Annotated in this window: 19 protein-coding genes; 2 read left to right on the forward strand and 17 right to left on the reverse strand. The window is 38.2% G+C overall.

The window, feature by feature from the left end; translation table 11 throughout:
• Positions 1–86: 86 nt before the first annotated feature.
• The 5 genes from WKH56_RS31005 to WKH56_RS31025 form a co-directional block, all read right to left on the reverse strand.
• Positions 87–737, reverse strand: coding sequence for an amino acid ABC transporter permease (locus WKH56_RS31005; protein WP_025752888.1), 651 nt, complete (start codon positions 735–737; stop codon positions 87–89).
• 14 nt (positions 738–751) lie between these two features.
• The gene (locus tag WKH56_RS31010; RefSeq protein ID WP_013055074.1) at positions 752–1,390 is read right to left on the reverse strand and encodes an amino acid ABC transporter permease; all 639 of its coding nucleotides are present in this window, start codon (positions 1,388–1,390) and stop codon (positions 752–754) included.
• A 74-nt stretch (positions 1,391–1,464) separates the two neighbouring features.
• Positions 1,465–2,280 carry a transporter substrate-binding domain-containing protein gene (locus WKH56_RS31015; RefSeq protein WP_028412504.1) on the reverse strand — a complete coding sequence of 272 codons (816 nt, stop codon included), beginning with the start codon at positions 2,278–2,280 and terminating at the stop codon, positions 1,465–1,467.
• Positions 2,281–2,301: 21 nt separating this feature from the next.
• Entirely contained in the window at positions 2,302–3,030 is a 729-nt protein-coding gene (locus tag WKH56_RS31020; RefSeq protein WP_028410185.1) for an amino acid ABC transporter ATP-binding protein, read from the reverse strand.
• Between the two features lie 476 nt (positions 3,031–3,506).
• Positions 3,507–4,028 (reverse strand): M15 family metallopeptidase, encoded by a 522-nt coding sequence (locus WKH56_RS31025; protein ID WP_310884155.1) that lies wholly within the window; start codon positions 4,026–4,028, stop codon positions 3,507–3,509.
• A 214-nt stretch (positions 4,029–4,242) separates the two neighbouring features.
• Here WKH56_RS31025 and WKH56_RS31030 point away from each other — a divergent pair, with 214 nt between their 5' ends.
• Positions 4,243–5,040 (forward strand): hypothetical protein, encoded by a 798-nt coding sequence (locus WKH56_RS31030; protein ID WP_221831841.1) that lies wholly within the window; start codon positions 4,243–4,245, stop codon positions 5,038–5,040.
• A 40-nt stretch (positions 5,041–5,080) separates the two neighbouring features.
• On the opposite strand, the gene WKH56_RS31035 is transcribed toward WKH56_RS31030, so the two are convergent.
• From WKH56_RS31035 to WKH56_RS31050, 4 genes are all read right to left on the reverse strand, one after another.
• Positions 5,081–6,301, reverse strand: a complete 1,221-nt coding sequence (locus WKH56_RS31035; RefSeq protein WP_047751756.1) for a multidrug effflux MFS transporter — start codon at positions 6,299–6,301, stop codon at positions 5,081–5,083.
• Between the two features lie 67 nt (positions 6,302–6,368).
• Complete coding sequence (locus tag WKH56_RS31040) at positions 6,369–7,190, reverse strand: MerR family transcriptional regulator (protein ID WP_028412508.1); 822 nt, start codon at positions 7,188–7,190, stop codon at positions 6,369–6,371.
• Positions 7,191–7,253: 63 nt separating this feature from the next.
• Positions 7,254–8,267: a nitronate monooxygenase gene (locus tag WKH56_RS31045; RefSeq protein ID WP_033580819.1), complete on the reverse strand. Its 1,014-nt coding sequence runs from the start codon at positions 8,265–8,267 to the stop codon at positions 7,254–7,256.
• Between the two features lie 272 nt (positions 8,268–8,539).
• Positions 8,540–9,604, reverse strand: a complete 1,065-nt coding sequence (locus WKH56_RS31050; protein WP_310884154.1) for a lactonase family protein — start codon at positions 9,602–9,604, stop codon at positions 8,540–8,542.
• 333 nt (positions 9,605–9,937) lie between these two features.
• Here WKH56_RS31050 and map point away from each other — a divergent pair, with 333 nt between their 5' ends.
• The gene (map, locus tag WKH56_RS31055; RefSeq protein WP_025752900.1) at positions 9,938–10,684 is read left to right on the forward strand and encodes a type I methionyl aminopeptidase; all 747 of its coding nucleotides are present in this window, start codon (positions 9,938–9,940) and stop codon (positions 10,682–10,684) included.
• A gap of 26 nt (positions 10,685–10,710) precedes the next feature.
• Here map and WKH56_RS31060 read toward each other — a convergent pair whose 3' ends face one another.
• From WKH56_RS31060 to rlmD, 8 genes are all read right to left on the reverse strand, one after another.
• Positions 10,711–12,516 (reverse strand): ATP-binding protein, encoded by a 1,806-nt coding sequence (locus WKH56_RS31060; protein ID WP_310884153.1) that lies wholly within the window; start codon positions 12,514–12,516, stop codon positions 10,711–10,713.
• Positions 12,517–12,539: 23 nt separating this feature from the next.
• Positions 12,540–13,523: a BMP family ABC transporter substrate-binding protein gene (locus tag WKH56_RS31065; protein WP_034266896.1), complete on the reverse strand. Its 984-nt coding sequence runs from the start codon at positions 13,521–13,523 to the stop codon at positions 12,540–12,542.
• A gap of 171 nt (positions 13,524–13,694) precedes the next feature.
• The gene (locus WKH56_RS31070; RefSeq protein WP_310884152.1) at positions 13,695–13,925 is read right to left on the reverse strand and encodes an excisionase family DNA-binding protein; all 231 of its coding nucleotides are present in this window, start codon (positions 13,923–13,925) and stop codon (positions 13,695–13,697) included.
• A 13-nt stretch (positions 13,926–13,938) separates the two neighbouring features.
• Positions 13,939–16,677 carry a GTPase domain-containing protein gene (locus tag WKH56_RS31075; RefSeq protein WP_310884151.1) on the reverse strand — a complete coding sequence of 913 codons (2,739 nt, stop codon included), beginning with the start codon at positions 16,675–16,677 and terminating at the stop codon, positions 13,939–13,941.
• 195 nt (positions 16,678–16,872) lie between these two features.
• A complete protein-coding gene (locus tag WKH56_RS31080; RefSeq protein WP_013055060.1) occupies positions 16,873–17,688 on the reverse strand; it encodes a YitT family protein in 816 nt (271 codons plus the stop codon).
• A gap of 270 nt (positions 17,689–17,958) precedes the next feature.
• Positions 17,959–18,105, reverse strand: a complete 147-nt coding sequence (locus WKH56_RS31085; RefSeq protein WP_196763274.1) for a hypothetical protein — start codon at positions 18,103–18,105, stop codon at positions 17,959–17,961.
• 143 nt (positions 18,106–18,248) lie between these two features.
• Positions 18,249–18,686, reverse strand: a complete 438-nt coding sequence (locus WKH56_RS31090; protein WP_063248486.1) for an SMI1/KNR4 family protein — start codon at positions 18,684–18,686, stop codon at positions 18,249–18,251.
• 175 nt (positions 18,687–18,861) lie between these two features.
• Positions 18,862–20,235, reverse strand: a complete 1,374-nt coding sequence (gene rlmD / locus WKH56_RS31095) for a 23S rRNA (uracil(1939)-C(5))-methyltransferase RlmD (protein ID WP_310884150.1) — start codon at positions 20,233–20,235, stop codon at positions 18,862–18,864.
• Positions 20,236–20,294 lie beyond the last annotated feature (59 nt).

Genomic DNA, 20,294 nt, shown 5'->3' on the forward strand with positions numbered 1-20,294 from the left:
TACCACTGTTACTTTAGTCATTTTATGCGTTGAATTAATACATTGTCAATGTTATTTATTTTCCAAAAATAAAGTCAAAAGAGTATCTACACCCTTTTGACTTCTAGTCTTCTTGCAATGATGGATAAAGCATAGTTTACAATAAAATACATCATCGCGATGATCAAAAACATTGGGACTACGTAACTTTGTTTCTGTCCGTAAATGATTTGAGCGTTATGCAGCAAATCAGGAAGTGCGATCACTACTGCAAGCGACGTATCTTTTAATAAGGAAATAAATTGACTAACTAAAGGAGGTACCATTCGTCGCAAAGCTTGTGGCAATACAATAAAACGAAGCGTTTGGTAATAGTTTAAACCTGATGAACGTGCCGCTTCAATTTGTCCTTTTTCAATTGATTTTAATCCGCTTCGGATAATTTCTGAAATCATAGCAGATTCAAATACAGTGAGGGCCACAATCGCTGCTGACGTAATTTCCATATCAATTCCGATTTCAGGTAAAGCAAAGTATGTAAAAAAGATGATTAAAAGAAGCGGCAAATTCCGGATAATTTCTACGACAAAAGCGAGTACATGAGACAGAACTGGAATGCGGGCATACCTTAAAATACCTACTATACTTCCAATAAGAAAACTTAACACAATCGAAATGAATGCCACTTTTAAAGTGACCCAAAATCCTTCCATTAAGAAGGAAAGGTGATCAGGAGAATAAGCACCCATAAAATCCATCACTTTCACTCCTTTCAGCTTGTTTTACCAAGACGTTTCTCAAGATAACCAACTCCTAAACTCAACGGAATGGTTAGAACTAAATAAAACAGAGCAACAAAAATATACACATCAAACACTACATAAGTTTGAGAGGAAACAAGATCTGCCTGATACATTAAATCAAAACCAGCAACAATCCCTAACACGGATGAGTTTTTCACTAAATTAATAAATTGATTCCCAAGAGGAGGAATGACAATTTTAATGGCTTGAGGCAATATAATGAATCGCATAGCCTGACCGTACGTAAGGCCGGATGAACGCGCCGCTTCAAGCTGCCCTTTTGGAACTGCCATAATTCCCGCTCGTATGGCTTCGGCTATAAAAGCTGCCGTATAAATAGTTAATCCCAGCACTCCGGCTGCTGTACCGCTGATTCCTGCCACAATAAAAATAAAAAAGACGATAACCACAAGTGGAATATTTCGAATAAACTCTACGTAGACAGTGCCAATTACATTTACTATTTTGAGAGGGGCTATTCGCATTACCGCAATGATTGTACCAAGTACAAAACTGGCCACTAAAGCAATCAGACTGGCGATAATGGTGTACTTAAAACCTTCTAAATAAAGATCCATATTGTTCGTCAGAATTGAAAAATCCAGCAATTTTCTTCCTCCTTTCAACTAAACAAGCAGGATGAGCATAATGCTGCTCATCCTGAGAAAAGAAAACTGTACGCTTATTGTTTGATCCACTTGTCGTGAATTTCATCATATTTTCCAGAGTCTTTCATCTTTTTAAGCGCATCGTTTAATGCATCTACAAGCTCTTTGTTTCCTTTTTTCACAGCAATGCCATAAGGCTCTTCTGTGAACGGCTTTCCTACTAATTCATAAGAAGGATCTTCATCAGCCATTCCATAAAGAATAGCATCATCAGTTGTTAAAGCATCTCCTTGCTTAGATTTTAAAGCGGTAAATGCTTCTGCATAGTTTTCAAACTCTAATACCGTTGTCTCCGGTGCTTTTTCGCGAATATTAATAGCTGAAGTTGATCCTTTAACAGCCAACACTTTAGTACCTTTCTTCAAATCATCAACGCTTTTAATTTTACTGCCTTTTTTCACAAGAAGAGACTGGCCAGCTTGAAAATACACATCCGTAAAATCCACTTCTTTTTTACGCTCATCTGTGATGGTCATTGTTGCAACAACAGCGTCAATATCTCCTTTTTGAAGAAGAGGAACCCTTGTCTTGGACGTAACTTCTTTAAATTCTACCTTGTTTTCATCTCCTAAAATCTCTTTAGCCAGCTGCTTAGAAATATCAACATCAAAACCTTCTACTTCACCCGTCTTTGGATTCTTTAAGCCAAATAAGCGCGTATCATTTTTAACTCCAATGATAATTTTCCCTCTGTCTTTAATTTCAGTGAGCGCATCTTTTTTAGCTGATGATCCACTCGTTTCTTCACTTTTTCCTCCACAAGCCGCTAACATCATAGCCGCTGCTAATGAAAGCACGGCTGCCTTTAAAAACGTTTTTGATTTCTTCATATTACTCCCCCTATTAAACAATTAATGATTTAAAATACGGCTAAGAAATAAACGCGCCCTTTCTTCTTGCGGGTTTTCATAAAACTCAGCCGGAGTTGCCTCTTCTAAGATTTTTCCTTGATCCATAAATACAATGCGGTCTGCTACTTCTTTAGCAAACCCCATTTCATGAGTTACAACTACCATCGTCATTCCTTCTTTAGCCAATGTTTTCATGACATCCAGCACTTCTCCAATCATTTCTGGATCAAGAGCAGAGGTAGGCTCATCAAAAAGCATAATCTCTGGTTTCATCGCAAGTCCCCTCGCAATGGCTACACGCTGCTGCTGGCCACCTGAAAGCTGGGATGGGTAGGCGTTGGCTTTTTCACCGATTCCTACTTTATCCAAATAGTATAGAGCTGTTTTCTTAGCTTCTTCTGACGACTGTCCCAGTACTTTCATAGGCGCTAAGGTGATATTTTCTAAAACCGTTTTGTGCGGATATAAATAAAAATGCTGAAAAACCATACCTATATTGCGGCGCAGTTTGTTAATATTTGTTTTTTTATCTGCAACCAATATATTATTTACCGTCAATTGTCCGTTAGATATTGTTTCTAAATAATTTATGCATCGCAGCATCGTGCTTTTACCCGAACCCGAAGGTCCAATTACGACGACAACTTCACCTTTTTTAATCGTTAAATTGATATCTTTTAATACGTGAAAATCACCGTAATATTTGTTCACTCCGTCAAAAACAATCATTTTCCTCCTCCTAATCTACGAACAATGATAAATATTTAAATTTTTAAAATATTTAAAATATGTTAAAAATTATATTCTTACCCTTAAAGCAAAGTCAACAGTTGACAAATTATCTCTTTTTTGTAATCAAAATGAACTATCTTCAAATAAAATATGCTAGAAAAATAAAAGGTTTTGTTGGCATTTGCCGATATGTAAGCATACGTTCGCTAGGCTGAAGGTACTTGTATCAGCTTAATCAATAGATTATATTAGTTAACGCATATCTTTATACGAATTGTCTTTCATTTTTCTAGGGCAGTTCTCTCTAATCAGCCCTTTTTCTAATTATCTGTCTATCATTTTATTATATTAATATATATAATTCTCTTAGCAGTAAATTAATAAAAAAAGTAAATACAAGCTTCCATTCATGTTAGAGGTTCTGACATAAATATAGTAAAATTATATTATTTCTCTAAAAAACACACGCTTTATTAGCGTGTGTGGCCTTTTATATTTTCCGGACTCATTTGAAAATGCGGATAGTCTTTAAAACCTTGCCAATCTCCTCCCCATTCAAACCCTAAACTTTTTGCGATATCTACAACCTCCATCCAATCAGACCGATTATTGTTATTACCGTCATATTTCATGTCCCAAATAACTTGTCCGTCTTTTAACCCAATAGCAAAATCAATAGCTAGTCCATAGTTATGATAAGACTGGCCGCCCTTTGAATAGGTAACAATGTTACCTTCTTCCGTCCTGCCTTTTGCATAAAGCTTATCTTGCTCTTCTTTTGAACGGAAACCTTCCGTAATGACAATCGAGATTCCTTGGTCGTTTGCTTGTTGAACAAGTTTATTTTTCTTTTCTTCTACGACAGGATGCAACTCAGCTGCTCCTGAAAAATCTTTTAACGTTGGACCTTGCTTTAACTCATCGCGAAACAAAAATAACAGGCTTACCGCTATCACAACTATCAAAGCTATTGCCAATTTTTTAAGAACGTTCATCTATATAAAGTCTCCATTCTTTTTTGCTGTTACTTAGATAAAATCATATCGAATTTCATTTTGTTATCCAATAAAAGAGCTGTAGTGTTCAACAAACGTCTATATTTTTTCGTTTTTTATCTATTTTCACCATTTTTTCACTATTGGTGGTTACATTAACAATTGTGGACAGCTCTGTACCACACCCCTATAACTTTTAAGGAGTGACAACAGCATGAAAAAGAAACTATTCGGTTATATCATGGCAAGCGGTTTAACACTAGGAGTTATGGCCGCTGCAAACTCCACGGCATTTGCAGCAAGCAAAGATGAAACAAGCTCTTCAACGGTTGTAGAGCGAACAAATGGCAATACAACAACTACGAGTGATGCAACACAACAAAAAGTTGATGATATTATGAAAAAAGCACAGGAAAAATTACAGAAACTCGGCGTAAGCTTACCTCAGCATCATAAAGAAGGCCCCTTTAGCAATTTAGATGCTGGTACAAAGGCAAAAGCCAAAGCTATTATGGATCAGCTTCGCGACGGTACCCTGACTAAGGAACAAGCTGAAGCCAAATTAAAAGAACTTGGCGTAGACTTTCCTGAACATAAAGGCGGTCCTTTTAGCAATCTAGATGCAGCCACTAAGAAAAAAGCCAAAGCTATTATGGATCAGCTTCGCGACGGCACCCTGACTAAGGAACAAGCTGAAGCCAAATTAAAAGAACTTGGCGTAGACTTTCCTGAACATAAAGGCGGTCCTTTTAGCAATCTAGATGCAGCCACTAAGAAAAAAGCCAAAGCTATTATGGATCAGCTTCGCGACGGCACCCTGACTAAGGAACAAGCTGAAGCCAAATTAAAAGAACTTGGCGTAGATCTTCCTGCTAAAAAGAAAGATTTTCTAAATGGTTTAGATGCTGAAACAAAAGCTAAGGCCGAAACCATTTTAGAAAATGCAAAAAAAGAAATTCAAAAACTCGGTGTCACAATGCCGTTTGAAAAGAACGAGCACAAAGTTCAATAACTAAAAAAGCTACTTGGCTGTTGAGAGCCAAGTAGCTTTTTTATGATGCAGTTTTCCGTTTCACTAATGCCATGTATACACCTAATGCTAATAAATCACAGACCATAATCACAATGCCCATCGGCAGAGCATTTTGCCCTCCTCCAAGTCCCACAAGAGGAGCTACGGCTGCTCCGAGCAAGAACGGCAGCAATCCAAGAAGCGCTGAAGCACTTCCCGCATTGGAAGCTTGATTTTGCATAGCAAGTGAAAAAACGGTGGTGTTCACAATTCCTACGCTTGATACAACAAAGAAAAGCAAGATGCAGACCAAAATAACGGACGTGTGAGTAGCAATTACAGCCACTAAAAGCACGCTTCCAACGGCTGCTTGAAGCAATCCATACATGAGAAGAGTAGCTTCTTTTACTTTACCAGCTAAACGTCCTGTCACTTGAGTAGCTATAATGAGACCAAAACCGTTAATAGCAAAAACAAAGCTGAACATCTGCGGAGACAGCCCGTAAATGTCTTGAAGGACAAATGTAGAGCCTGAAATATAAGCAAACATAGCACTCATAATAAAACCTTGCGCCAGTGCATATCCCACGAAGACACTATCTTTTAGCAATACGCTAAATGTACGCAGTACTTCTGTTAATCCACCTTCTTTACGGCGTTCAGCCGGCAGCGTTTCTTTCAAGCCAAATAAAACGGCAAAAAACATTAGTGCACCAATTACGGCTAACACACCAAATACTCCGCGCCACGACATAACCGTCAGCAGCTGTCCGCCGGCAACCGGAGCCAAAATGGGAGCTAAACCATTTACGAGCATGAGCATGGAGAAAAACTTTGTTAAATCCGAACCTGAAAACAAGTCTCGCACGCTTGCTCTTGAAATAACCATTCCTGCTGCTCCCGCCATACCTTGAATAAATCGTAAAACGATAAAAATCCAAATAGAAGGCGCAAACACGCATAACACAGAGGCAACTGCATAGGTGATTAATGCTGCTACAAGCGGCTTTTTCCTTCCCCGGATATCACTGAATGGCCCCATTACCACTTGCCCAAATGCCAAGCCTAATAAGCAAGCTGTCAGACTGACCTGGGCTAAAGAAGCTGACGTATGCAGTTCTTTAGCAAGAGTCGGCAGCGCTGGCAAATACATATCGATTGATAACGGTCCAAATGCGCTTAGTGAACCCAAAATTAAAATAAATAAAATGCGATTTCCTCGGCTTAAAGACATTCCTTGGGAAATACTTTGCTGATTCATCTATTGTTGTCTCTCCCTTCAGCAGTTTTACAATAGTCTCATCTTAAACCCTCCAGCAACTGGATAGTCAAGACGTAATTCGAATTTGAATTTCCGTCAGCCGCTCTTCTTCATGATGAGAAATAAATGAATCTACAATTCGCCGAATTAAAAAAGGCCCTTCTGCTTTGTATCCTTCGGCTTTAATAAAGTTCAGTAACGTATCGTAATAGACTCCTGTGGTATCTCTCTTTTCTCTCATATAAATAGATGCGTAATCGCCTTCAGGTATTAACGTAACTAGTTCATGCTTAAAAGAAACATCGCTTTCGACCAATAAAAAAATGCCATCGTAATCTGTAAATTGTTGTTTTTTTGTGTTTTCTACAGATAGTATAAACCCTACTTTCCCAATCATAATCGGGGTAATATGACTGATTTTCTTTTTTAAATCACGCAGAACACTTTCAGTTCCGTCTAACGTACCTACCTCTGCTTTTACTTGCACAACTTCACGAGAAGGAAGGTGTTTGATGAACGGGGCTCCTATTTGGTTAATATGTCTCGTCTGTTCTAATTCCTTCATTCGAGTTGTTAACTGCGCATTCACTCTTTGAAGGTGACGAATTTTTTCTTTTGTTACCTTCTGATATTCCGCTAAGGTTTCAATAAATTCGTCCAAGCTGCTGTGCTCCATTTTTCTTTTAATTTCTTTTAACGGAACCCCCATCAGCTTTAAATAGACAATGATATCTAATTTCTTAAATTGTTCTAACGTATAATAACGATATCCAGTTTGCGGATCAACTTCATAAGGCTCAAACAGGCCAATTTCATCATAATAGCGAAGTGTTTTAATTGGAATATCGTGCAGTCTGGCCATTTGCCCAATCGTAAATTTGTTTTGCACTATAAGTTCACCTTCTTTATGTAAAGCTGCTTGCACTTAAAGCAAGCAACACCGTAATTCTCATCATTCATTTAGTTCTTGTACAAGCTCTTCCACAATAAGATGTGCAGGCAGTTCTTTTGCCAGCGTAAATCCAGTTCCTGCCCACAAAGAAGTGTACTCTGGATTATTCATTTGTGTAGCTTTTGTTCGAATAGGCTTTGTCATGTAATGAATATGAGGGTAAGCGGATGGTGCTGATTTATCATAGGAAATAAAAAAAGCATTCACAAATCCTCTAGCACGTTTCCCTGTAAAAGCTCTTGTAACACCTGTTTCATTAAAACGCTTTTGAAGAATGCTTTCTTTATGAAGAGCACTCGCTCCGCTTTCTGGACAACAAATAAAAGCCGTACCTAACTGCGCAGCAGAAGCACCTTCCTGTAACACGCGTTTAATGTCAGACCCCGTCATCAAGCCTCCCGCAGCAATTAATGGCTTTTTAGTGATTAGACGGACTTCTTTTAGCAAATTTATAAGCGAAAAGTCCACCGAACTCTCTAAAAAAGTAGACCGATGGCCGCCGGCTTCAATTCCTTGCAAGCACAGCGCATCTGCTCCTGCTCTCAAAGCCACCTCGGCTTCTTGAGGTGTTGTAATCGTAACGAAAATATGACTTCCAATTCCCTTTAAGCTTGCTACAATCTCTCGATCCGGGCACCCAAATGTAAAGCTCACAGCAGGTACTCGATGTTTTTGAATGATGTCGAGCTTGGCACTCCATTCATCATCATCATTCTTTGGTATGCCAACTTGACACTCCAAATATCCAGCGGCTTTTGACAATTCTTTTTGATAACAATCAAGTGCATCAACTGCTACTTTTTCATTTGTCGGAACAAACAGATTTACTCCAAAAGGTTTTTTCGTAAGTGAGTGCATCTCTATAATTTCCTGCTCCAATTCACGCGCACTTTTATATCCCGCGGCTAAAAACCCTAGCCCTCCGCTATTAGATACAGCTGCAGCTAGTTTAGGCGTCGAAACTCCTCCTGCCATAGGAGCTTGTACAATTGGATACTCACATATATTTTCCACACTTATCACCTCAGCCCTTCATGCGTTCTCTCTTCATTCTACTACAACACCAGAAAAAAAAGCCCTCCAAAAGGGCTTTTCTTCCATATATAGATTATGCTCATTTCAAAAATTGGGATCATAAATGACGCTTAGGAATGCGCACTACCTGACTATTCCCTCAAAGGTTCACCTATGCGGATGGCACTAACCCCGAAAGGGGAGTGACAGCCGCTTAGGTTTAGAAAGCCAGACCTGATTGTTTTTGGATCAGGTCTGGCTTTCTACATCGATTACTTATAGTGGAGGAACTTTACGCATACAGCTTCTGGAACCGTAACGTTAGATTGAAGAAGCGTTAGCTTTCCATTTTCTTGGTCTCTTTCAAACAGCACCAAGTTTCCTGTCTCTTGATTAGACGCCACAATAAATTGTTCCGTTGGATCTAAAACAAAATCGCGCGGCCAGTCGCCTTCAGTGCCTGCCCATTCTACGAATGTTAACTGTCCAGAATCCTGGTCTACTTTGAATGTTGCAATCGAGTTATGTCCGCGGTTTCCTGCATAGACAAAGCGGCCGTCTGAAGAAATGTGGATCGCACTCCCTTGATTATTTTCTGTAAAATCAGCCGGAATTGCTAAAGTAGCTTGTTGTTGAGTAAAGCTTCCTGTGCTTTCGTCATACGTTAAAAATAAAACTTCGGAGCTGAATTCTGTCATTGCATACGCATAGCGGCCATTTGGATGGAACGTTAAATGTCTAGGACCCGAACCAACAGATGTAGAAAGGCTGTTGACTTCCTTCAATTTATTCTCTTCCACTTCATATGTCACAATTTCATCAATACCTAGGTCTACAACCGCCACGTGCTTTTCTCCAGGAGTAAAATCGGCATAGTGTACGTGTGGTTTTCCTTGTTGTCCTTTTTTAAGGTCTGAATGAGGATGTTCCACTACGGATGCTACATATTCAATTTCTCCTGTTTCTTCATTAACAGAATACGTCTCAACGCTCCCTTTATGAAAGTTAGCAGATAAAACAAGCGTATTATCTTCATTCACTGAAACGTAGCAAGGAGGCGCGCCGTCTAGCAGCTGTTTGTTTACAAATTTCAATTGCCCTGTGTTTGGATCAATCTTAAAAGCAGCTACGCCGCCTTTTTCTCCTTCTTTAATAACTGTATAAAGATGTTCATTGTCTTTGCTCGCATTTAAGTATGTAGGATTTTCAATTTTAGCCACGGCTTTTACTTCTACAATTTTTTTAGCCTTTGTATCTAACGTAAATGTATAGACACCTTCACTGCCTGCTTTTGTATATGTACCTGCAAATCCAATAAATTTTCCATGTTCACTCATTTTCCTATACCCCTCCTAAAGAATTGTTTTGTTTCATTTATTTTACTATATCATACCGCATTTGTTATAGAGAATGCTCCAATTCAACGTTCATTTATCAGTTTTCCCTACATGCCTAGCGTCAAACCCTTCCTTTTTAAGCCTGCATCTTGCATTTTCCTACTATTGGGCGTTATGATTAAGGATGATTTTATATCGCCCAATAGCAGACGGTTCCTGTATTTCTTAGATTTTCAAATAAAGAAGAATCGACTGATGAATAGTCGACTTTCATCGCTATAACCGCTGCTCAACTTTTTTCGTAAAGTTACATCAAAAAAGGAGTGAACAACAATGATCACATTAAAAAGTGAACGCGAAATTAATTTAATGCACGAAGCAGGTAAACTATTAGCTTCTTGTCATAAAGAAATCGCTAAAATGATCAAACCAGGCATAACAACAATGCAAATTGATAAATTTGTTGAAGAGTACTTAGCAAAGCACGGAGCAACGCCGGAACAAAAAGGATACAAAGGATATCAATATGCAACGTGCGCTTCTTTAAATGATGAAATTTGCCACGGTTTCCCAACAACTAAACCGTTAAAAGACGGGGATATTGTAACCATTGATATGGTTGTAAATTTAAACGGAGGCTTAGCAGATTCCGCATGGACTCATACCGTTGGAGACATTTCAGACGAAGCACAGCGTCTAGTAGATGTTACATACGAAGCGCTTTTAAAAGGAATCGAGCAAGCACAGCCAGGAAACCGTACAGGTGACATCGGCCACGCTATTCAAAGCTATGTAGAAGGCGAAAAATTCTCTGTCGTACGCGACTTCACAGGACATGGAATTGGAAATACCATGCACGAAGCGCCTACAATTCTTCACTACGGAAAAGCTGGCAAAGGTACACGTTTAAAAGAAGGTATGGTTATTACAATTGAGCCAATGGTAAACGCTGGTACATGGCATTCTAAAATGGATAAAAACGGTTGGACTGCTCGTACAACAGACGGTAAATTATCCGCTCAATTTGAACATACGCTTGCGATTACGAAAAACGGTCCTCTTATTTTAACAGCACATTAAAAAACAGCCCTTTTGAGGCTGTTTTCTTAATGTAGAGGAAATTTAATAACAAAAACTGTGCCGCGGGAAGAAGTAGATAATAATTTAATCTGTCCTCCGTGGCTTTCTAGAATACGCTGAGCAATGGGCAGACCAAGACCTGTGCCGCTATCCTTCGAAGTGGAAAAAGGCTGGTACAGCGACTGCTGCATATGAACCGGAATACCTTTTCCAGTATCTTCAATGTATAGACAGTAGCTATCTTCATGAACCTGCGAGTAGATTGTAATGACTCCTTCTCCATCCATGGCTTCCATACTGTTTCGAATTAAATTATGAAGAACTTGTTTGATTTGTTTTTCATCTACCTTTAATACATGCGGCTGCAATTTCACATCGAAAATAAGCTTATCTTTTTCTGTAAATTTGCTTGAGTGAGTAATCAAAGGCAATAACTCATTAATAATATCCTGCATGCTGACTTTTTTCATCACCGGAGTCCCAGGTTTTGATAACAACAGCATTTCTTCAATGATGTAATTAATCCTCTCTAGCTCTTTCATAAGCAGAGGCAGGTAAAAACGCTTTTTCTCCTCATCAGAAAGAGACTGATTCATAAGAGATATAAATCCATGAATCACGGCAAGAGGATTACGAATCTCATGAGCAGCTCCGGCTGCCACTTCTCCAACCAAGGCAAGTTTCTCAGACTGATGCATTCGCTTTTCTAATTCTTCGGTATCCGATATATCAATGAAATAAAAAATCCTTCCAATGCTTTCGTTCTTCTCATTAAACAGCTGCGTTTGAGAGGCTAAAAAGCAATAGCACGTCTCTTTCGTTCCAAATAATACTTTTTTATTTTCGTGAATTTCTCCCGAATTCAACATGCTCCAAAATTCAGTATTATATTCAGGACATTCCTTCATATACCCGCAAATATCCTTTTCATCGAGATCTAAAAACTGTTTTGCTGAGGTATTAGCAAATATACTATTTGTCTCATCTTCTATTGTGATAATTCCAACAGGCAGTGAATTTAAGATCTGCTGGCGATATGCTTTATCTTTAATGATTTTCCAAAATGAATCTTCTAAACTAACCGACATTTGATTGATAGAAGCCGAAAGCTGCTTCAGCTCGATTTGCTTTGTGTCTTGAAGAACAAGACCGTATTCTCCGTCTGCAATGTCATTCACTTTTTCAATCATTTGTTCAATTGGTTTCGTAAGGCTCGCACTCATACGATACGAAACATAAAGAGAAGCGACAATAGCACTTACTGTTAAAATCAATAGTAAAATTAATGAATCTTTAATAATAACAGACAGTGTATCTGATAGTGTATCAAGTGAATCAACCGTCTCTTCTTTTGAACTATTAATATCTTTTTTTATCTGATGCAGATCCGGCAAATAATTTCTCTTAAGATACTCTTTTGCTCCCTCTATATCTCCGTACTTCAACAGTCCCTGCACGTTATTAGAAATCTTAAAATCCAGCAGCTCAATTTTTTCCTTTAGTGGAATCAACGATTTTGGCACAGGCTGCTTATATCTTTCATTATTTTCGATAACTCGTGTATCATATGATTGATATTCTTCTATCAAAGAGACAGTGGGGTTCTTTAGATTATTTTTCACAATGTATTCTTTTATGTTCAGCTGCTCTTCCCAATAAGAAAGCCACACCATTTGAGGAACATCTTCATCTTTAATTTCGTTGCTTACATGATTCATTTTATCAATGGCATGCACTAAAACTAAAGAGAACCCGCTTAACATGAATGTAATCAAAAGAAGAATCGTTAATATTTGGCTACGGAATGACATGTTGCGAAATAATTGATTCATAATCATCTCTTTCTTTTTCATAGTTACTTCGGCTGTGTAGACATTCTAACTTTCGAATATAAAATTTGTTTTTCTTGTTTACTGTACATCGGTCCAAAAGGCGCTAGTTTATAAACACCGTCCCTGGCGTCAAGTTTGACTTCTCCAGATGGAAGACCTTTTTTACTAAAATAGTTCTTCATAATCACGTTGTAAGCTTGAGGAACATCATTTATCACACTTGTTAAAATAACAGACCTACCCATGTACGCCTGATCATCTAAATATCCTATTACGTACATTCCTTGTGTTTTCGCTTCTTGAATAACTTCTTGATTATACGAATTTCCTTTAGCATAGACGATATCGACACCTTGAGCTTTTAACTCGCGGAGCAGCTTTACTGCTTTTGCTCCATCGTCTCGGCTGTTTACAACTTGATAATAAAAAGCAATCGATGAATCATACGCTTTGATTCCTTGTTCGAATCCTGGATTTTTTTCTTTTGCAAATGTATCGAGTAATCCAATTTTTTTCGTTTTTGTCTTCATGGCAGCTGCCGTGCCTGCCAGGTGTTCTATTTTTGTTTGATCAAATGTATATACAGTTTGGTTTTTATACATTGAAGTACCGTGAATGGTGACGAAATGAACATGAGGATACTTAGGAGCTAGTTCTGTAAAAACGGTAGAAAATTCTCTTCCATGTCCAATTACGACTTTTGTTCCATTTTGAATAACTTTTTCAGCAGCTTCCTTCATTTTTTGGTTCGTATTTACTTCGCTAATAACTTGAGCCGAAACGGGGTACTTCTGCTCGATGTTGATTTTTCCTTTATAAGCTAGACTGCCCCAGCTTTGATCTGTCAGTACATCAGAGGTGAGAATTGCAACGCTTGTGTTTTCTACTTTTTTTGTCGTTTGCTGACTTATAATCCCTTGTGTTTTCGAAACAATAATAATTAAAAACGAAGCGACAACAATCAGGGCAAGCAATAAAATCAGCCTTAACTGTCTTGATCGTTGCATAGACCTTCTCCTTTTTGTTTAGCATACTTTCATTATATAAAAAAAGCATCTAAAAAGACTACATCTTTAACGAAATTCCAACTTTTTTCGACATTTCTTTCATATCTTACCTTTTTTAACACTTTCACTCCAAAAGAAAAAGCAGAAAACATCTGTTTTCTGCTTCGGCCTTCAATCTTCATCTTTTACGTCCATATCTTCAGGGATTGGCTCATTTAGGTATTCTTCAATTTGTTTTTTGTACTTTTCCATTTGCTCTAAATGGGTGTTAAACTGCTCTTTATTTAATAAGTAGTTTTCACCATCAAATATAGCCCTTACTTTTCCTTCTTGAATCAATTTCTGTACATATTCTTCAGGAAAAGATAGATACTCTGCTACTTCTTTTATCGTTAAATACATCCTGCTCCACCTTTTAGACGTTATAGTGTACTTCTTCTGTAGCTTTAACCATTAACTCATACTGACGCAAGCGAAGCTGAAATAATGTTAACGGATCATAGTAAGCTTCAGGATTGGCTTTCATATGACTTAACACGTCTTGATTTTCATTAATATGCGCCTGTGTTTCTTCAATCGTTTCTTTTAAAACCTCTTTTGGCTTTTCAAAGAATAGTTCAATATCAACTTCTAAATTTTTCTCAAATAAATTAAATTGCATAAAAAACTTTGCCAGCATAGATTCTGTGATATCTTGATAGTCTTGACTTTCAATGTACTTTTTATATTGATTATAAAGCAGCGTTTGATTTTGAAGAATGGAAGAAAACAGCTTTCCTGCTCCTTTTAACAAGAGCTGCGTTGGATTAACGCGAAGTAAAATATTTTCCTCATCCAGCTGAACCCGATTAGCCATCCGATTAACGTCGCGGCGCCAGTCGTCCAGCACTTTAAAATCGCAGGCTAACGTTAATTTTTGCTCATTGTACATCTTATTTAACGACTCTGCTACTTCTTCAATATCTACTTGACTCGCAATCAGCTCTTCATTTGATGTAGCAATCCAGTCCTTTAAAGAAATACGGAACTTAGGTAGGACATCTTGCTGCAAGTGCTCTTCCACGCGCATATTCATTTGTTTATTCAGCTCAATATGAACCGTACTAAAATCACTGTCTTCCTTCACTAATTCTGAAGACTTTTTGAGTAAACGAGGAATTTTATTTTTTAGCTTTTTGCTGATATCCTCTTTGATGCCGTGATAAGCCGAAACAATACTACTTGCTTTTTCTTGTTCTAAGTCATCCACTCGATGCAAGAAGCCATTTAATCGCACAAGCATATCTTCGTTCCATTTAATACTTTCAATCAAATGATTTTCTGTGTGATTTCTCTTCGCCACTAAGCCCTTTAGCATGCTTTGAATAAAGAACAGCAGTCTGCGCGCACGCTCTTCTACTCCAACGTCGTTTGGATCGTAATAGAAATTAGCTTTAATAAACTGAGCCAAGTCTCCGTGGTGCTGACTCGATACGTAGTGAGGCGTATAGGCTAATACATGCGCCTGTGGGAAATCAGCGCCAATGCTTGCCTCAAATTCTTTTGTAATTCGCTCAATCGTTGCTTGATTATAAAGACTGTCCATATTGTTGATGACAAAATGAACTGGCGTATTTGGCGCATATTCTTTAATCTCCAGCAATAATTCTCTTTCTTCATCAAGCAGCGATTCTTTTGCATCAAGCACAAACAGTAAACCATCTGCTAAAGGAGCATATTTAAATGCATCCTGCTCACGCGCCTCTTGTTCTGTAAAGCTTGGCGTAACAATGCATGAACAATTATGCTTATCAAGGAACGCAAAAGGTTTTTTCACTTCTACAAGCGCCTGGTGAGAAGATTGCTCCGCTCCGTCAATCGTTTCCATCGGAATGATTTCTTGATCAGCGATTTGCTGGATAGATTCTTCTTCATCATGAATGAACACAAAGGTTGTTTCATGATTTTGCGGTACCTTTTCTTCTGTAATCGATCCCACAAATGAAGACGTTGCAGCATTTGTTCCTGTAATTAATAAGTGTGTCGTATGAGCATCTAATAAAAAGTCTACCCACCATTTAAAGGTGTGCCCCACTTCTAAACCATTTTCATTAGCCCATTTAATAATGCCATGGCAAAGCTTGTAGTGATATTCAAGACCATCAATGTCATTACGCGCCTCAAAAATTAATCTGCCTGCATTTTCGATTGTAATGGTATCAATAGTTGACGGAAACTTTTCATTCCATGAAAGCACGGCCGCAGACGGAAATAACGCACGTGACTTATTAGTAATTTTAAGCCAGTTTGTTAATACGTTCGGAATGACTTCATGCAATTCTTTTACAGAATGATCACTTTCCATTAAGTCAGTGTACGTCTCTTGATAAAGAGTTGAAATCTCTTGCCAATAATCATAGAGACCCACTTCAATATTCAAGAAAATATCATTGATAGTTTTAATCCAAGCAAGATAAGGGGGCTGACTCTTATATTGTTTCCATAAAGCTGAGACAAGCTGTTTGAAATATACTTGGTCCACTTTGTAAAATGAAATCATCACTTGATAAAAATAGTTAGGGATAAAGTTTGCTGTATATCCTTTATCTACGTAAGTCTTTAATACCGCAAACCAATTTAACGATTCTGTTCGAATACACTCATCTACCGCAAGCTCTACTGCGCTGTTAAAGTCTTCTTGCTCTTCATAAAATCTTCGCGCAATCGCCGTGACGTTTGGATAATCCGGCTGAGAAGCAACCAGCTCGTTAATAACTTCATAAGCTCGTTCAATATTGTTATGGTCCGTATAAAGCGAAAACAGCTTGAGCGCTATTTCAGCTTTTAATACTTTTGAATCCGTTTCGATGGATAGGTAAAGCTCTTCAGCGAGCGTAGACAACCCCAATTCATAATGCGCGTCGGCTGTATTTTTCTTCGCCCACAGCTTAAACTCGCCATTTACATTCTCCCACTTAAAAATCGCGGATTCAAAATCTTGATTGTGGAAGTACACTTCTCCCTGAGCTAAGCGAATGAGCGATAAGTCGTACCACTCTTTTTGCTGCTCTTCGTAATAAACTTGTCCAAGGACTTTTACAGGCGGCTGATTTTCATTTTCTTGCATAAACGTTTCGTAATATTTCTTTTTCGTTAACTGATATTCTACCGTCATATAGTCTCTCCTTTTTGATGTCAATATTTTATGTACTCTATCAAATTCCCTTTTTTATACTTTTCATACACGATATTTTCTTACTCATATTTTACGCAAAAAAAGCCTCAAGAACTACTCTTAAGGCTTTTTTTATAACTTTTATACTATAAAAATGGCTATTTATCATAAATCGGCGCTGAAATAACAAATATATTAATAAGCATCCCGTCGAAACAGCCCCATCACTTCTACCGTTTCTGTAATATTTACGAAAGCTTCAGGATCAACCGATTGAATTAACTGCTTGAGGTTTGCAAGCTCATAGCGTGAAATCACCGTCATTAATATTTTACGGTCTTCTCTTGAATAAGCTCCTTCACCGTTCATTAACGTCACGCCGCGCACTAAATTGGTAAGAAGCTGCTGCTTCATTTCTTCGCCTTTTCTCGTAATAATGGTTAACGTGAGCTTAATGTGGCGAGTATGAATCGCATCCACTACTTTTCCTGTGACGAAAATCGAAAGCATCGTATATAAAGCTGCGTCCCAATTCACAAAGAAACCTGAAACAAATACAACTACGGCATTCATCGCTGATAATATAGCGCCAAGAGGAAATTCTTTTTTATGCGTAAGAAGCATCGCAATAATATCAAATCCACCTGTCGAAGCCGATTGACGAAAAACAAACCCTACGCCAATTCCAGTTAAAACTCCTCCAAAAACAGCTGACAGAATAGGATCTGTACTAACAGCTCTCAAGGGAATCACGTATAAAGCAATTGATAAAGCCACAACGGACAGCAGCGTATGTAAGACAAACCGCTTTCCTAACTTCATAAAACCAATAATTAAAAGGGGTAAATTCAACAAAAAATTCATTGTTCCCGTGCTTGCAGGCGTTAAAATTCCTATAATCATAGCAATACCGCTAATACCGCTGCTTAGCACTTTATGGGGGATTAAAAACCAATTGTATGCAAATCCAATTAACACAGAACCTGCTATAATAGCAATTGCTCTATACATGATGTCCCTTCACCTCTTACCACAAATATAATGTTTTCATTTATTGCTTCTTTATTATAATTCCTAAAATATTGAAAACCTTAAAAAAAGTATATTCAGAAATTTGCTGTGTTGGTGGGGTGGACAAACAGCAAAATAAAACGGACATACAAGCGGATAATGCTTTTATATCAAGCTTTTGCTGCTTTTGGTATAAAAATGCTAACTTTACCTTTTCCGTACTTATTTAACCTAAAAGAAGTTGAGACATCATAATGAAATGAATCTAATTTAAAGGCGAACAACTAGTATAGATGAGCTTGTATGGAACCGCAGTTGATTTCCGTGCAAGACTTCGCTTTCCGCGGGCTTACGCTCCTGCGGGGTCTCACCTATTCCGCTTTTCCCGCAGGAGTCTTCGCCTTGCCCTCCAATCAACTGCTAAAAGGAACGAAACAGACGACACTTATTTGCCCTAACAAAAAAATAAACCATGAATCAAACATGTTAATTAATGGTTCGTTTTTTACTTGGGTTAAAATACTTTTGTCCCAGCCTCTTGGTAGAAAGTTATTTTAATTTTATTCTTCTTCATATAGACCATTAATAAATTCTTCAAATGAATGGGCGACGAAAAAAATACTGCTTTCAGGATTCTCATATGCTAGTTCATGATTTATAAAAACGATAATAGGCCGCTGAGAGTTAGAACGGTAGTCAAAACATACATGATTATCCGCTATGTCATATCCAAATGGGTAAATACCATCAACTAGCTGGTATTTAATATCATGATACACGTTTAAAATGTAATCCTTTTTCTCCTGATTAAAACTTAGTAAGTGGTAAAAAGAACATTCTCTCTTTCCAACATTAAATCCAGCAGCTGAAGGTTCTCCACCATGATACTTTGTTACACATTCAATAAAGTCGATTGGAAACAATACATCCCATACTTTTTCTACATTCAAAATGGTTTCTAAACTTACCTCTTTTTCATCCGTTTCCCACGTAATCAATTTGCTTCCTCCATTTTGCCTTATGTATATTTAGGAATCTTTTTACTCCCATTTATAATTGCTTTTATTTGTTTCTCTATAAATCTTTTAGTATATTCCGTACTGTATTAAAAATAAAAGCCAATATAAAACACCACTACCATTCCTAATGATAGTGGTGTTTCAAACAATTTTCTTATTTTAATGTAAGCACCGCCACATTCTCCACATGCGTCGTATGCGGGAACATATCAACAGGCTGAACTTCAACCGTATCATAGCCGCCTTTTTCTAGAATAGCTAGATCACGCGCAAGAGTTGCTGGTCCGCATGAAACATAGACAACTTTTTTCGGCTTCATCTCGATGATGGTATTTAAAAGGGCTTCGTCGCATCCTTTTCGCGGCGGATCTACGACGATGACGTCCGCTTTAATGCCTTGTTTGTACCAGTTTGGAATGACGACCTCTGCTTCGCCTACTTCAAATTCAGCGTTGTGAATACCGTTTAGCTCAGCGTTGCGCTTTGCATCTTCAATCGCTTCAGGCACGATTTCAACGCCATATACTTTTTTCGCTTTTTGAGCGAGAAATAACGAGATTGTTCCGATTCCACAGTAGGCGTCAATGACCGTTTCTTCTCCTGTTAAATCTGCATACTCGAGCACTTTGTCATAAAGCACTTTCGTTTGCTCAGGGTTTACTTGATAGAATGATTTTGCTGAAATGGCAAATTTAACTTCGCCGATATAGTCGTAAATATATTCTTCTCCCCAAAGTACGTTCGTTTGGTTCCCTAAAATGACGTTCGTGCGCTTGCTGTTGACGTTTTGAACAATTGATTTCACGTTCGGCACGGCTTCGATAATGTCTTCTATAATACGCTTTTTGTTTGGCAACTCAGCTGTACGAGTCACAATTACAACCATAATTTCACCCGTTACAAGTCCGTAGCGCGCCATGATATGACGAAGCGAGCCTTTATGCTTTTGTTCTTGGTAAGCAGAAACCCCATGCTTTTCACAGATTGATTTGACAGCTTGAACAACATCATCATTTGCCTGCTGCTGAATCAAACAGGCATCCATGTTAATGATATCGTGGCTTCGCTGCTGATAAAACCCAGCCACCAAACCGCCTTCTCGCTCTGCTACGGGAACTTGAGCTTTGTTTCGATAGCGCCAAGGATCGTTCATTCCTAGCGTCGAATGTACCGGAACGTCAGGTAAATGGCCAATTCGCGCCATGACGTCTTTTACTTGCTTTTGTTTAAATTGCAGCTGTCCTTCATAGCTTACATGCTGCAGCTGACAGCCTCCGCACTGCTTGTAGACCGGACAGGGTGCTTCAACACGCTGCTCACTAATTGTATGGTGCTTAATGAGCTTGCCAAACGCATAGCCTTTTTTTACTTTAATGACTTTTACTTGGCCGCTTTCGCCGGGCAGCGCATTTTGAACGAAAATAGGAAATCCGTTCACTTTCGCTACACCCGCTCCGTCATGCGTTAAATCTTCAAACGCAACATCTATATATTCATTTTTTTCTACAGGTGGTTTTAATTTTTCCATTTATCGTTACATCCTTTTAGTCATTTGAAAATGCTGAACTGATTGTACCATAAGAGCGA

It is taken from the genome of Priestia sp. SB1 (genome assembly GCF_038898415.1).